The 13206-nt window shown below is 73.0% G+C and carries 10 protein-coding genes; 5 read left to right on the top strand and 5 right to left on the bottom strand.

All coding sequences use genetic code 11. The features are described 5' to 3' along the window. Positions 1–67 precede the first annotated feature (67 nt). Together AB0M76_RS31225 and AB0M76_RS31220 are read left to right on the top strand one after the other, a co-directional pair. Positions 68–316, top strand: a complete 249-nt coding sequence (locus tag AB0M76_RS31225; protein ID WP_266631957.1) for an SCO4226 family nickel-binding protein — start codon at positions 68–70, stop codon at positions 314–316. Positions 317–536: 220 nt separating this feature from the next. Next, positions 537–1961: a SpoIIE family protein phosphatase gene (locus tag AB0M76_RS31220; RefSeq protein ID WP_365956089.1), complete on the top strand. Its 1425-nt coding sequence runs from the start codon at positions 537–539 to the stop codon at positions 1959–1961. 112 nt (positions 1962–2073) lie between these two features. On the opposite strand, the gene AB0M76_RS31215 is transcribed toward AB0M76_RS31220, so the two are convergent. Then, entirely contained in the window at positions 2074–3555 is a 1482-nt protein-coding gene (locus AB0M76_RS31215; protein ID WP_365956088.1) for a hypothetical protein, read from the bottom strand. A 230-nt stretch (positions 3556–3785) separates the two neighbouring features. Here AB0M76_RS31215 and AB0M76_RS31210 point away from each other — a divergent pair, with 230 nt between their 5' ends. Together AB0M76_RS31210 and kstD are read left to right on the top strand one after the other, a co-directional pair. Continuing rightward, entirely contained in the window at positions 3786–4910 is a 1125-nt protein-coding gene (locus AB0M76_RS31210) for an aminoglycoside phosphotransferase family protein (protein ID WP_365956087.1), read from the top strand. Between the two features lie 211 nt (positions 4911–5121). Beyond that, positions 5122–6951, top strand: a complete 1830-nt coding sequence (gene kstD, locus AB0M76_RS31205; protein ID WP_365956086.1) for a 3-oxosteroid 1-dehydrogenase — start codon at positions 5122–5124, stop codon at positions 6949–6951. 13 nt (positions 6952–6964) lie between these two features. On the opposite strand, the gene AB0M76_RS31200 is transcribed toward kstD, so the two are convergent. From AB0M76_RS31200 to AB0M76_RS31185, 4 genes are all read right to left on the bottom strand, one after another. Further along, positions 6965–7465, bottom strand: a complete 501-nt coding sequence (locus tag AB0M76_RS31200) for a hypothetical protein (protein ID WP_053787178.1) — start codon at positions 7463–7465, stop codon at positions 6965–6967. A 139-nt stretch (positions 7466–7604) separates the two neighbouring features. Then, positions 7605–8453, bottom strand: a complete 849-nt coding sequence (locus AB0M76_RS31195) for a maleylpyruvate isomerase family mycothiol-dependent enzyme (protein WP_365956085.1) — start codon at positions 8451–8453, stop codon at positions 7605–7607. Between the two features lie 34 nt (positions 8454–8487). Then, on the bottom strand, positions 8488–11310 hold the full coding sequence (locus tag AB0M76_RS31190; protein WP_365956083.1) for an AAA family ATPase: 2823 nt from the start codon (positions 11308–11310) through the stop codon (positions 8488–8490). Between the two features lie 144 nt (positions 11311–11454). Next, on the bottom strand, positions 11455–11874 hold the full coding sequence (locus tag AB0M76_RS31185) for an ACT domain-containing protein (RefSeq protein WP_365956082.1): 420 nt from the start codon (positions 11872–11874) through the stop codon (positions 11455–11457). Positions 11875–11900: 26 nt separating this feature from the next. Between AB0M76_RS31185 and AB0M76_RS31180 the strand changes: the two genes are divergently transcribed. Beyond that, a complete protein-coding gene (locus AB0M76_RS31180) occupies positions 11901–13103 on the top strand; it encodes a low temperature requirement protein A (RefSeq protein ID WP_365956081.1) in 1203 nt (400 codons plus the stop codon). The last annotated feature ends 103 nt before the right edge of the window (positions 13104–13206 follow it).

The following is a 13206-nucleotide window of genomic DNA, read 5'->3' as shown; positions in this document are numbered from 1 at the left end:
CGGCCGCGGGAGGACGATGGGAGGAGATACGGCTGCACTCCCGAAATACGTGAGGAGGTGTGCGGCGGTGACGATGTACATGGATGTCCACCACGGCATGAAGGGCATCACGGAAGCCGAGCTGATGGCCGCCCACAAGGCGGACCTGGCGATCGAGGGCGACGAGAAGGTGCACTTCGAGCGCGCCTGGGCCGACCCCGCGTCCGGGACCGTCTACTGCCTGTCCGAGGCTCCCTCGGCGGACGCGGTACTGCGGATCCACGAGCGCACGGGACACCCGGCCAGCGAGATCCACCCGGTGCCGCTCAGCGTGTGAAACCGGACGGCGGCCGGAGACCGCCGACGGGAGCCCGGCAGGGCTGACCGGAAACGTTCGTACAGGCGAAGGGGGGGCCGGAAGGCCCTTGGCATATGCCAGAAGCAACGACGTTACGGATGTTGCCAAACGCCTTACGGCCCGTCGCGGCCTGTGCAACAGTCGTAACCGGTCCTTCCTTCAGACTTGGCCGTGCCGCGCCGCCTGTATCGGAGTTCTCATGCCGTCCCACCTCTTCGCGGACCGTCCCGCGCAGCCGTCCGAGCCCGGTTCGGTGGACGCCCTGATCTCGCAGACCCGGCGGCTTCGCGGCGAGGTGGACGCGGTGCGCCGCGACACCGTGGTCGACGACGACGACGCCCAGGGCCGCTGGCAGCGCGCCCTGTGCGACCTCGCCGTCCACCACCTCGACGACCTGCGCGAGCACCTGGGACAGCTCAAGGAAGGCCTGCCGCCGGCCCCCGAACTCGACGAGCTCCCCGAGGGGGCGCCCGCGACCGGGGCCGAGCCGCAGCAGACCCGCGTCGGCAGCGCCGAGTGGAACCTGCTCACCGACGAGGTCAACTGGTCCGAGGAGCTGTTCCAGATCTTCGGCCGCTCGCCCGAGGCGGGCCCGCTCCCCCTCGACGAACTCGGCTCCACCCTCTTCTCCGAGGACCAGCCGCTGCTCACCTCGATGGTGACGGCCTGTCTGGTCGACGGCAAACCGATCGACGGCGAGTTCCGCATCGTCCGGGCCGACGGCCGCGTCCGGACGCTGCACATGCGAGGCGAGCCGGTACTCGACTCCGACGGCTGCACGGCCTCGATGTGGGCCGTGCTCCGGGACGTGAGTGAGCTGCGCCGAAGCCAGCGCGCCGAACGCGAGTCCCGTGACTCGCTGCAGCGCCGGCGGGAGATCGCGCAGACCGAGCACCGGCTGGCGGTCGAGCTGCAGGAAGCCGTGCTCCCCCCGTGGCGCGGCTCCCTGCGGTTCCCGCACCACACCACCGGAGCGCTCGACGTCGCCGCGCACTACCTGCCCTCCGCGACGAGCGCCCTGATCGGCGGCGACTGGTACGACGCGCTCGAACTGCCCGACGACCGCTCGCTGTTGACGGTCGGCGACCTGACCGGGCACGGGGTGACGGCCACCTCCGGGATGGCGATGATGCTGGGCGCCCTGCGCGGCATGGCCATGGCCGGGATCGAGCCGGGCCCGCTGATGGGCTGGCTCAACCAGCTCCTGGAGACCTCCGTACAGCCGGCGCTCGGCTCGGCCGTTTGCTGCCGCTACGATCCCGCGCGCCGTGTGCTCTCCTGGGCGCAGGCCGGCCATCCCGCCCCGCTGCTGTTCCGTGGCAGCTCGGGCCGCGCCCTGCAGCCGCCGGAGGGCGTACTGCTGGGCGCGACCTCCGGGGCGGCGTACGGGCAGGCCGAGGAACGGCTGCAGGCCGGCGACGTACTCGTCCTGCACACGGACGGACTGACGCCGCGCAGCATCGAGTTCAGCCGGGCGGACGGCACCGAGCGGCTGCTGGCCCTCGCGCCGCGGTTCACGGCGGCGCGGTCGGCGCAGGACTGCGTGCGGATGGTGGTCGAGGAATTCGGTGAGAGCGAACGCGAGGACGACGCCTGCGTCCTGGTGGCCAGGGTCGGTGGCTGAGCGCCCGGTACGACTTCTCAGGGCCGCGCCGGAAGGCGCGGCCTTTCTCGTCTCCGTACGGGTGCCGATGGCGGTGCCGGTGCACGCACCGGCGCAGGGTGCCCGCGCAAGGCTAGACGGTGTGCTGCGTCGGGCTGTTCGGCAGGGCCATCTCGATCTCCGCGCGCAGGTCCTCGATGCGCCCGTACCCGGCGTACTGGCCGGTGAGCCGGTACATCTCGCGCAGCCGGTCCCAAGTCCGGTGTGAGGAGGTCTCGTTCATCGAGACCAGCGCGAGCCGGGCGTAGCGGTCGGCCTGCTCCGGGTCGTCGGCGATGAAACAGGCCGAGGCCATGGAGATGTAGTCGAAGATCTGCGAGCGCTGGTGGCCGCCGGACCGCAGCCGCAGCGCCTCCCGGGCGTGCCGCTGGGCGATCGGCGCGACCGAGGGGTCGTGTTCGGCGAGGGTGCGGAACGCCAGGGCCTGCATGCCGTGCATGTCCGCCTCGTCGAAGTTCTGCATCCACGACGGCGGGGGCACGTCGCCCTTGTCCGACACGAACAGGTCCTCGGCCTCGCCGAGGGTGCGGCGCATGGCCTGGCCCTTGCCCATCGAGGCCTGTGCCCAGGCCTCGATGGTGTGCAGCATGGCGCGGGTGCGCGGCAGGGTCTGCTCGCCGGAGCCCGACTGAGCCAGTTTCATGAGGTCGAGGGCCTCGTGCGGCTTGCCCAGGTGGACCATCTGGCGCGCCGCCCGGGACAGCGCTTCGCCGGCCCGCGGCCGGTCCCCGCCCTCCCGGGCGGCGTGCGCGGCGATGACGAAGTACTTCTGCGCGGTGGGTTCGAGACCCACGTCGTGGGACATCCAGCCCGCCAGAACGGCGAGGTTGGCCGCCACGCCCCACAGCCGCCGCTGCAGGTGGTCGGGGTGGTGGTACGCGAGCATGCCGCCGACCTCGTTGAGCTGGCCGACCACGGCTTTGCGCTGCAGTCCGCCTCCTCGTGAGGCGTCCCAGGCCCGGAAGACCTCCACGGAGCGCTCCAGGGCCTCGATCTCCTGGGAGCCGATGGGGGCGGCCTCGTAGCGGTCGTAGCCGGCCGAGTCGGCCTGGAAGGAGTCGCCGAAGGTCTGCGGGGCTTTGGCGGGGGCTGGATCGGTGTGCAGCCAGTCGTTCATGGCGTGGGTGAGGGCGGAGCCTGCGGTGAGCGCGACACCCGCGCCCATCAGACCGCGTCGGTTGAGCATGAGGTCCATTCCCGTGAATTCGGTGAGGACCGCGGCTGTGCGTTCGGGCGCCCAGGGCATTCCGTCGGGGTTGTCCTTCGCCCCGTCCGGCTGCCGTTTGGAGGTGCGCCGCTGCCGTACGAACCCGAGGTCCTCGATGGTCACGACACGACCGAGCCGCTCGGTGAACAGGGCTGCCAGTACGGTGGGCACCGGTTCGCGCGGGGTCTCCCCCATGTCGATCCAGCGCCGTACCCGCGAGGTGTCGGTGGCCAGTTGGTGGTGGCCCATGGCCGCCGCCTGCCGGTTGACCATCCTCGCCAGCTCACCCTTCGACCAGCCGGCCAGGCCGAACAAGTCGTTCAGGCGGGTGTTTGGACCTTTGCTCACGTCAAGCCCCCAGGTTCTCGGCTGATTTGACACTAGCCCGCCGTCAGAGGCCCCGCGCATATTCGCCAGGCTTCGCCAGGGCACGCTTCGTGGTCCGCCACCCACGGCCCGGTGTAAGGTAGGAATGCGCCTCCCCGACCCGGTCTCCGGGCGGAACTCCCCAGGGTGAAGTACGGGACCGGCGGGGTGGCGTACGCAACTCGTCGGCGCACGAAGGGATCCGTAACGCCATGTACGCAGCAACGTCCTCCGTGTCCGCCCCGGTCCGGCCGCACCGCACGCTCCAGGCGGGCGGCAGCCCCTACCTCGACCCCGGCCGCCAGGCGGCACCGGCGCAGGGCGGTGTACGGGCGCGGCGGATGCCGGGGGCCGGATCGCAGCCGCTCAGCGGAAGAATCGACCTCTCGGGGCCGCAGGGTGCGCAGCTGCGCACCGCGCTCGCCTCGGTGCAGCGCATCTGTCCGGAGTTCGCGCCGGTGCAGGTGCTGCGGCGCAGCGGCCGGTCGGTCCTCCTGGTCGGGACGACAGGCCGGATGACCGCCGTCGCCAAGGTTTTACTGGACCACTCGCCGGAATGGCGCGAGCGGTACCGGCACGAAATAGGGTCGTACCGGGCGTTCGTCCGGCACCGCCCGCCGGTCCGGGTGCCGCGGCTGATCGCCGCGGACCCCGAGAACTGCACGCTGGTGGTCGAACGGATGGCGGGCCGGGTCGCGGCATTGCAGAGGCACCCCGTGGAGGCCCCGCCCCGGGCCGACGTACGGGCCGCGCTGGGCGCGGTGTGCCGGGTGAACCAGTGGCGTCCGCCGACCGATCTGTTCGGGGACCCACTGAACTACGCGCAGCGGGTGGCGCGTTACCACGAGCTCGGACTGCTCACCGACCGGGACCTGGGTGATCTGCAGAAGCTGCTGTGCGGGCTCAAACTGGCCGGCGTGCAGCGGCAGTTCAACCACGGTGACGCGCTCCTGTCGAACCTGCTGCTGTCCCCGGCCGGGCCGGTGCTGCTCGACTGGGAGCACGCGGGCTGGTACCTGCCCGGCTACGACCTGGCCACGCTGTGGACGGTGCTGGGCGACGCCCCGGCCGCCCGCAGCCAGATCAGCCGGCTCGCCCAGTCGGCCGGTCCGGCCTCGCGGGACGCCTTCCTGGTCAACCTGATGCTGGTGCTGACCCGGGAGATCCGGATGTGTGAGTCGGCGGTCCAGCGCTCCATGCTGGCGACCGCCCCGACCCAGCCCCTGGCGATGGGCGCCCTGTCCTCCGGCGAGGAGCAGCGGCTGCTGCTGCGCCGTCTGCACGACGACTGCGGCATGGCCCGCAGGGCGGTACGCGCGGCGGTCGGAACCCGCTGATCCCGGCGGCCCGCACCCCGTACGAAAATCCCGTGGTGTACGCACTCGATGTGCGTACCACGGGATTTCGTGCGTTCGGGGCCGTCTCGGCCCGTCTCGCCACCCCTGCGTATGCCTTGACACCACATGATCCCCCGAACACCTTTTCTGACTCAGCATCAGACATGCTGGAGCCGCCGTCCCGCCCTCCCCACTCCGCTGGAGCCCGCCCATGTCCGCAAGCGCCGGTCCCGTACGCCCTGATCCCGCGAGCCCCGGTCCCGTGCCGGCCGATCCCGCGAGCCCCGCGCTCCCCTCCCGCCGCACGGTCCTCGCCGGGGCCGGGGCGGGGGTGGTCGCGGCCGCCGTGCTGCCGGCGGCCGCCGCGCTGGCCGCGGACGGGGTTCCGCTCGGCGAGTACGACGTCGTCGTGGTCGGGTCCGGGGCATCCGGGATGACCGCCGCGCTCACCGCCGCCAAGCGGGGGCTGAGCGTGCTGGTGGTCGAGAAGGCCCCGGCCTTCGGCGGTTCGGCGGCGCGTTCCGGGGCCGGCATCTGGCTGCCGAACAACTCGGTGATCCTGGCCGCGGGGGTGCCGGACACCCCGCAGAAGGCGGCGGCGTACCTGGCGGCGGTCGTCGGCAACGGCGCGTCGGCGGACCGGCAGGCTGCCTTCCTCGCCAACGGCCCCCGGATGCTGGACTTCGTGATGGCCAACAGCCCGCTGCGCTTCCGGTACATGGACGGGTACAGCGACTACTACCCGAACCTCCCGGGCGGACTGCCGAACGGCCGCTCCATCGAGCCCGACCAGATCGACGGCCATCTCCTGGGCGCCGAACTGGCCCGGCTGAACCCGGCGTACCTGCCGGTCCCGGCCGGGATGGTGGTGTTCAGCCAGGACTACAAGTGGCTGAACCTGGCCGCCGTGAACGCCAAGGGGCTGGCGGTGTCCACGGAGTGCCTGGCGCGCGGCACCAAGGCCGCGCTGTGCGGGCAGAAGCCGCTCACGATGGGCCAGGCGCTGGCGGCCGGCCTGCGGGCCGGACTGATACAGGCGGGGGTACCGGTGTGGCTGAACAGCCCGCTGGTCGACCTGGTGCAGGAGGCGGGCGCGGTCACCGGTGTGGTGGTGGAGAAGGAGGGCGTACGGGGGGTCGTACGGGCCCGCAAGGGCGTGGTCGTCGGCTCGGGCGGATTCGAGCACAACGAGCAGATGCGGGCGCAGTACCAGCAGCAGCCGATCGGCACCCAGTGGTCGGTTGGCGCCAAGGAGAACACGGGAGACGGGATCCGGGCCGGGCAGCGGGCGGGGGCGGCGCTGGCGCTGATGGAGGACGCGTGGTGGGGTCCGTCGATCCCGCTGCCGGGCGAGCCGTACTTCTGCCTCGCCGAACGCACCCTGCCGGGCGGGCTGATCGTGAACGGGGCGGGCGCGCGGTTCGTCAACGAGGCGGCCCCGTACAGCGATGTGGTGCACGTGATGTACGAGAAGGACCGGGGCGCGGTCGGCTCGCACATCCCGGCGTGGCTGATCGTGGATCAGAACTACCGCAACAAGTACCTGTTCAAGGACATCCTGCCGACGATCGTCTTCCCGGACTCGTGGTACCAGGCGGGCGCGGCGAACAAGGCGTGGACCTGGGACGCGCTGGCCGGCCAGATCGGGGTCCCGGCGGGAGCACTCCGGGCGACCCTCAACCGGTTCAATGCGCAGGCGTGGAACGGCACCGACCCCGACTTCCACCGGGGCGACACGGCGTACGACCACTACTACACGGACCCGGGGGTGCAGCCGAACTCGTGCCTGGCCCCGATCTGGGCGCCGCCGTTCTACGCCTTCAGGATCGTGCCGGGTGACCTGGGCACGAAGGGCGGCATCGTCACGGACGCACGGGCGCGCGCCCTGCGGCCGGACGGCTCGGTGATCCGGGGCCTGTGGGCGGCGGGCAACGCGAGCGCGGCGGTGATGGGGCACAGCTACGCGGGGGCGGGGTCGACCATCGGCCCCGCGATGACGTTCGGCTATGTGGCGGCGAACGACATCGCGGACACCCCCTAAGCGCCGGTGGCTGCTATCCCTGCTGGAAGAGCTCGGCGGGGAGCGGCTTCAGGAGGGCGTACAGGTCGTCGGTGATGGGCCGGTCCCAGCTCGCGATGGTGACCAGCACGTTGTCGCTGCGGTCGAACTGCACGCAGCTGATCCGGCCCTCGGAGAGCTTGATCTTCCGGACGATGAGGAGGTTGTCGCCCTGCATGACGGGGCAGTCCTCGGTGCCGGTGACCTCGACGTCCTCGTCGTTCTCGAGGGCGTCGAGGAGCTGGGCCACCTCGAAGGGGACCTGGCCCTCGGTGAGCTCCCGGGCCGGGGAGCCCTCGGGGAGGTTGCCGATGATCATTGCGGGGCCGCGTCCGCCGAACAGGTCGTAGCGGAGAAAGACGCCCTGGCAGCTGCCGTCGGGCGCGGGCAGCAGCCCGGCCCCGAGATTGCCCGGCCAGTCCCCCGGGTCCATGGCCAGGACGTCGAAGTCCGGGCCGGCGGGTGTGGCGGCGCGGTTGCGGCGGAGGAAGGACATGCCGCCATGGTACGTGCCCGCCCACGTTTTCCGGCCCCGGGCCCCGCCCATCCCCCGGAGGGCGCACCTCCGGAACCGGTCCGCTCGCGGCGGGGGTGGGGGGCCGCTGCGCGGGGCGCGGAGAGGCTTCACGCAGCGGTCAGACCGGCGGGACCAGGGTGAAGTAGTGCGGCAGCAGGTCAGCGTCCCCGGTGACCGACAGGTCGGTGGACGGGATCCGCCGCCAGAGGAACAGCATCAGGTCCGACGCCGTGCCCGCGGCCTCCACATCCACCGGATCCGTGACCCCGTGCTCCACCAGGACCCGCTCCCCCGAGAACGTGACCGTCCAGGACTCGGGACCGTCCGTCCGCCGGAAGCGGTACCGCTCCCCCGCCCCGGCCGGGGCCCCGGTCATGGCACGCCGGAACGGGGCCATCGCCTCGAAGGTCTGCGGGACCGCGTCCACCGCGATCTCCGCGTCGATGGGCGCCGGCGCCCCGGTCGCGGACTCCGCGTCCCACCGGTGCACCGCCAGCTCGATGGTCTGCATGCGCAGCCAGAAGCCACTCGTGTGCGCCGCGGAATCCGCTGCATCCGACCACGTCCACACCGGCACGTCCGGCCCCAGCTCCCGGAACAGGCCCTCCAGCTGCCGCGCGCCCTGCGCGAACCACTCCGTCAGCGCCTCCGGCACCGGCCCCCGGTTCGGCTCGGTCTCCGGCTTCGGCCAGGCCGCCCGTACCGCCGGGTCCTCCGGGATCGCGAAGATCGTCAGATCGGTGTGGTCCGGGGCCTCGGCCAGGCGGTCGCGCAGGATGCGGCCGACGAACCGGTGCACCCCGCCCAGGTGCCCGACGAGGTCGGCGGCCGACCAGCCGGGGCAGGACGGCACCAGCGGGACCGGTCCGTCGCCGGCTTCGGCGATCGCGCGCCGGATCGCCTTCTCGAAGGCCAGCGTCTCGTTGCGGAAGTGGGAGAGCCTCTGACTGTGGTCGATGACGTCCATGACGTCACCCTGCCCCCCGCCGGCACCCGCCGTATCACCTTGAGCCCTGGGCGAACGCCTCCAGCGCCTCCGCGAGCCCGGACCGGTCCGTGCCCAGCTTCCGGTAGACGGGGGACAGGTCCCGGCCCCGCGCCGCCTGGTCGTCCCGTACGGCCAGTTCCGCCACCCGGAATTCCTCGTCCGTCAGCCCGTCCTCCCGGACCGGAGCACGCGTCGCCGCAGCACCCTGCGCCGCCCCGCCCAAGGTCACCACCATCCCGTCCGCCCCGCACTCCCGCGCCGTCTCCGCCGCCCGCGCCAGCAGCTCCGCGTCCCCGAGCTCCGTACCCAGCGCGGCCAGCGCGCACGCCAGCTCGTACCCGGCCGGCGAGGCCGACAACAGCTCGACCGCCTCCGTCAGCAACCCCACCCGCTCCTCCGGGGCCGCCACCTCCGCCGCCACCCGCAGCGCCTGCCCCACACCGGACGGGGCCCCGAAGGCGCGGGCCCGCCGTACCGCATCGGCGGTCAGGGCGCGCGCCCTGGCCGGTTCCTCCGCCGCCACCGCGCGGGCCAGGTGCAGCTGCCACGGGCACCAGGACGGGTTCTGGATCCCGCGCCGGCTCAGCCGGCGGTCCACCGCCTCGAGTTCGGCCGCCGCCGCCTTCGTCTGGCCACGGGCCAGCAGCAGTTCGGCGTACACGGTCTGCGGGTCGGGGAAGACCACGGCCGCCGGGACGGACTCCCCGAACGCGTGCTCCCGGGCCAGCTCCCAGGCCTCGTCCACCCGTCCCCGCGCGAGCAGCGTCGTGGCGAGGATCGCAATGCTGTACCAGTGCACGGGCGTACCGCGCCCCACGCGCTCGGCGAGCCGCAGCCCCGCCCGGGCCAGCTCCTCGGCCTCCGCGAGGCGCCCGCGCCGGTAGCGGATGTACGCGCGCAGGCTGTACGCGAAGGACAGGTGCGCCCCGCGCCAGCCCTGCCGTTCGAACTCGGCGGTGCCGGCCTCGAACAGCTCCTCCGCCCTGCCGGGCCGGTCGGCGTACATGTGGACCATGGCGGCGAGCACCGGTACCTCGAAGCCGCGGTCCTCGTAGGCCCAGCTGAACTCCGTGCCCAGGGCCCGTACGGCGTGGTGCAGGACCACGTCCACGGGTTCGCCGCGCAGGCAGGCGTCCCAGGCACGCAGCCCGATGATGTACCGCTCGGTGAGGTCGCGCCCGGTCAGCCGGTCGGCGAGCCGGGTCAGCCGGCGCGAGCGTGCCGGGGAGTCGGGCTCGACGGCGTCGAAGGCGTCCCACATGAACTGCTCGGACTGCAGGCGCAGTCGGGTCCGGGCGTCCGGGGTGTACGGGATCTCCCGCGCGAGCGAGTCCGAGGCCTCGGCGAGGCGGTCGCTGTGGGCGAGGACCTGGGCGAGCCGGATGACGATGCCCTGGCGCAGCGCGGGGTCGTCGAAGGGTTCGGCGAGCGCGGCCCGCAGGTGGTTCACGGTGTTGGCGGGTTCGGTGAGCAGGGAGGCGCAGCCCAGCTCGTACAGCACGGCCGCGCGCTCGTCGAAGTCCGGGGGCTCGCGCAGGGCTCGGGCGAGCTGGCGGCGGGCCGCCTCGGGGGCGCCGGCCCGCAGGTTCTCGGCGGCGGCCCCGCGCAGGGTCCGTACCACCCAGGGGTCGTTCTCGGGGTGGGTCTCCAGCAGGTGGCGGGCGGCGGCGGAGGCGCCGAGTCCGGCATCGACCAAGGCCACGGCGGCCTGTCCGTGGAGGGCGACGCGCAGTGTGTCGGGGATGGCCCCGTAGAGGGCGGTGGCGACGAGCGGGTGGACGAACTCCAGTCCGGCGTCGGGCTCTTCGCCGGGGCCGGACAGGATGCGGGCCTCCCGCAGCCGTCCGGTGGCGTCGGCCGCCTCCTCGGGGCCGAGTCCGGCGACCCGGGCGGCGAGCTCGTGCCGGATGGCGGTGCCCAGGACGGCGCAGGCCCAGGCGAAGCGGACGGTGGAGGGGCCGAGGCGTTCGAGGCGGGCGACGAGGCCGCTGCCGCGCTGGGCGGCGGCGAGTTCGCGCAGCAGCGGGGCGCTGGCCGAGGTGGGGGCCAGGCCCTTGTCGCGGACCTTGGCGGTGAGCTCGACGGCTTCGAAAGGGTTGCCGGTGGTGACGGCCCAGGCCTCCCGGCAGAAGGCGTCGTCGGCGTGGTCGCCGACGGCCTCGCGGACCAGGGTGGACACGGCGGCCTCGGTGAGCGGCGCGAGGGCCAGCGGGCGGTGTCCCGCGCGGCCCGGCAGCGTACGGAACGCCTCGGCGTGCGCCGGCAGTTCCTCGGGGCGGTACGCGACGACGAGGAGCAGCGGGAGGTGTTCGGCGCGCGGGGCGAAGGCGGCGAGCCAGGAGAGGGATTCGGGATCGGCCCAGTGGGCGTCGTCGAGGACGAGGGCGACGGGGGCGCGCTGCACGGTCAGGTGGGTGAGGACCCAGTCGAGGCCGTCGCGCAGGCCCTGGGGGTCGGGCGGGGCGCCCTGTTCGGGGGCGCACAGGCCGAGCGCGGGGCCGACGATGGAGTACCAGCTGCCGAGGGCGGCGCGCAGTTCCGCCTCGGAGTGGCCGGCCAGCTGGGGCTGGATGAGCTGGCGGGCGACGTGGAAGGGCTGGCTCTGCTCCTGTTCGCCGCCGCGGGCGGCCAGCAGGGTGTAGTTGCGGGCGAGGGCGCGGCGGCGTACTTCGGCGAGGAGGGTGGTCTTGCCGAGGCCCGCGGGCCCGGAGAAGGCGAGCAGCGCGCCACCCGCGCCGGGGCCGGCACCTGCATCCGTGCGGCCGTTGCCGTTGGAGCCGGTGAGCTGCTCCAGGGCTTCGTCCACGGTGGCGAGTTCCGCCTCGCGTTCGAACATTTTTCGCCGTTTGCGGGTCCGGCGCTCCGTCATGGCTGGTCCCCCCAGGCCTGTTCGGGGCATCAGCGTACGCCCGCGCACCCGTGGGGGAAGGCCCTCTGCCGGGAAAGATCGGAATCTTTGGTATCGGGCCGTTGCAGGCCTCTACGGGTGTCCCTCTTGCGTCGAACGGGTTGCCAGTTGCTCCAGTACCGCGACGGCCTCGGCCGCCCGCTCGGCGGGTACGAAGAGGTGGTCGTGGTGGTGGCCGGCGATGACGTTGCAGCTGAGTCCGTGCGCGGCGAGCTCGGCGGCGAAGGCGCCGGTGAGGCCGACGGCGTCGAGGGCGGAGTGGATGCGCAGGGTGATCCACCCGGCGGTGTAGTCGTAGGCGAGGCCGGCGGCGTCGGCGTCCTCCTGGCGCAGGACCAGGGTGAGCCCCTCGGCTTCCAGGACGGTGGCGACGGGGGCGGTTCCGGAGGGCGGTGCGGTGGCTCCGGGGATCGTGCAGAAGACGTACCGCCCCTCGTGCAGTTCGGGGCGCATGCCGCTCAGCAGTTTCCTCAGGTCGCTCTCGCCGCTCATACGGCCACCCTACCTATCATCCCGTTATGACCGATTCCGCGCCGCCAGGGTCGGCGCCTGCGGAGGGCGAACGGCACGCCTCCTGGCTGGAGCTGTTCTTCGACCTGACGGCGGTGGCGGGCGTCGCCCAGCTGGCGCACCTGCTTGCCGGCAGCCCCGGCCGCGGCGATGTCGCGCTGTACGTGGTGATGTTCCTGGCCTTCTGGACGGGCTGGATGCTGTTCACGGTGTACGGGAACGTCAGCGGCGAGGAGGCCCGCACCTGGACGGTGCTGGCGGGGATGTTCGGCATGGCGGTGATGGCGGCCTCGGTGCACGGCGTACGGGAGGACCGGGCAGGGGCGTTCGCGCTGGCCTACATCCTGGTGCGGTCGCTGGCAGGCAAGGCGTGGGAGCGGCGCGGGGAGTACGTGCCGGACCTGCCGATCACGCAGCTGGGGCTGGGGCTGACGCCGTGGATCGTGTCGATGTGGTTCGACGGGACGGCCCGGTACGCGCTGTGGGCGCTGGGGCTGGCCATCGACCTGGCGGTGATGTTCTCGGTGTCCGGCACGAGGCTGGCCGCCCGGGTGGACGCGCAGTACGCGCAGGAGGCGGCGCGCAGGCGGCGGGCCGCGCCCAAGCCGGTGGCAGCGCTGATGGACGCGCCGCATCTCGGGGAGCGGCTGGGCCTGTTCCAGCTGATCGTGCTCGGCGAGGCGGTGGCCCAGGTGGTGGCCGCCGCCTCGCAGGTGGAGTGGGACGCGGCACTGTACGGGGTCGGCATCGGCGCGTTCCTGCTGCTGCTCCTGCTGTGGTCGCTGTCGCTGCGGCACGGGGCGGACGGGGTGCCGCTGCTGGCGTGGGACGTCCTTCCGGTACGGCTGGTGCTGCCGCTGCACTGCTTCGTCGCGGGCTCGGTGGCGGCGCTGGCGGCGGCGCTCGGCAACGCGGTGGAGTACACGGACCATCCGGTTCCGGAGTCGGTGCGGTGGCTGCTGTGCGGGAGCCTCGCGGTGTACCTGGCGATCGCGGGGGTGGCGGCGGTCGGCTCGGGCCGCGGGACGCGGGAGGTTCTGCTGCTGGTGGGGCCGTCGCTGGCCGTCGTGCTGGGGGCGGGGGCGGTGGCCCGGGAGGCCGCGGCCGTGCAACTGGTGTGGCTGCTGGTGCTGGCGGCGGCGTGGCCGCGGGTCATGCTGGAACGCCTCCCACGGACGCCGCCGGCCCCTCAACAGGACTGTGCGGACTAAGCGGCCTTGGGGAAGTGGGGTGCGTTTTCGCGTCGTCCGGTGCGGTGCATCGCAAGGCGGAGCGGCACGCTTGTACTGGACGTACCAGGGTGCTGCGACAACG

This window comes from Streptomyces sp. NPDC051364 (assembly GCF_040682115.1).
Classification (GTDB): domain Bacteria; phylum Actinomycetota; class Actinomycetes; order Streptomycetales; family Streptomycetaceae; genus Streptomyces.
This window is presented reverse-complemented; position numbering and strand designations above follow the sequence as displayed.

Bases quoted from the DNA above. Each gene is read 5' to 3' on its own strand.
- AB0M76_RS31180 (WP_365956081.1), top strand. From the start codon at position 11,901: ATGACCGATTCCGCGCCGCCAGGGTCGGCGCCTGCGGAGGGCGAACGG.
- AB0M76_RS31195 (WP_365956085.1), bottom strand. From the start codon at position 8,453: ATGGACGTCATCGACCACAGTCAGAGGCTCTCCCACTTCCGCAACGAG.
- AB0M76_RS31210 (WP_365956087.1), top strand. From the start codon at position 3,786: ATGTACGCAGCAACGTCCTCCGTGTCCGCCCCGGTCCGGCCGCACCGC.
- kstD (WP_365956086.1), top strand. From the start codon at position 5,122: ATGTCCGCAAGCGCCGGTCCCGTACGCCCTGATCCCGCGAGCCCCGGT.
- AB0M76_RS31185 (WP_365956082.1), bottom strand. From the start codon at position 11,874: ATGAGCGGCGAGAGCGACCTGAGGAAACTGCTGAGCGGCATGCGCCCC.
- AB0M76_RS31190 (WP_365956083.1), bottom strand. From the start codon at position 11,310: ATGTTCGAACGCGAGGCGGAACTCGCCACCGTGGACGAAGCCCTGGAG.
- AB0M76_RS31200 (WP_053787178.1), bottom strand. From the start codon at position 7,465: ATGTCCTTCCTCCGCCGCAACCGCGCCGCCACACCCGCCGGCCCGGAC.
- AB0M76_RS31220 (WP_365956089.1), top strand. From the start codon at position 537: ATGCCGTCCCACCTCTTCGCGGACCGTCCCGCGCAGCCGTCCGAGCCC.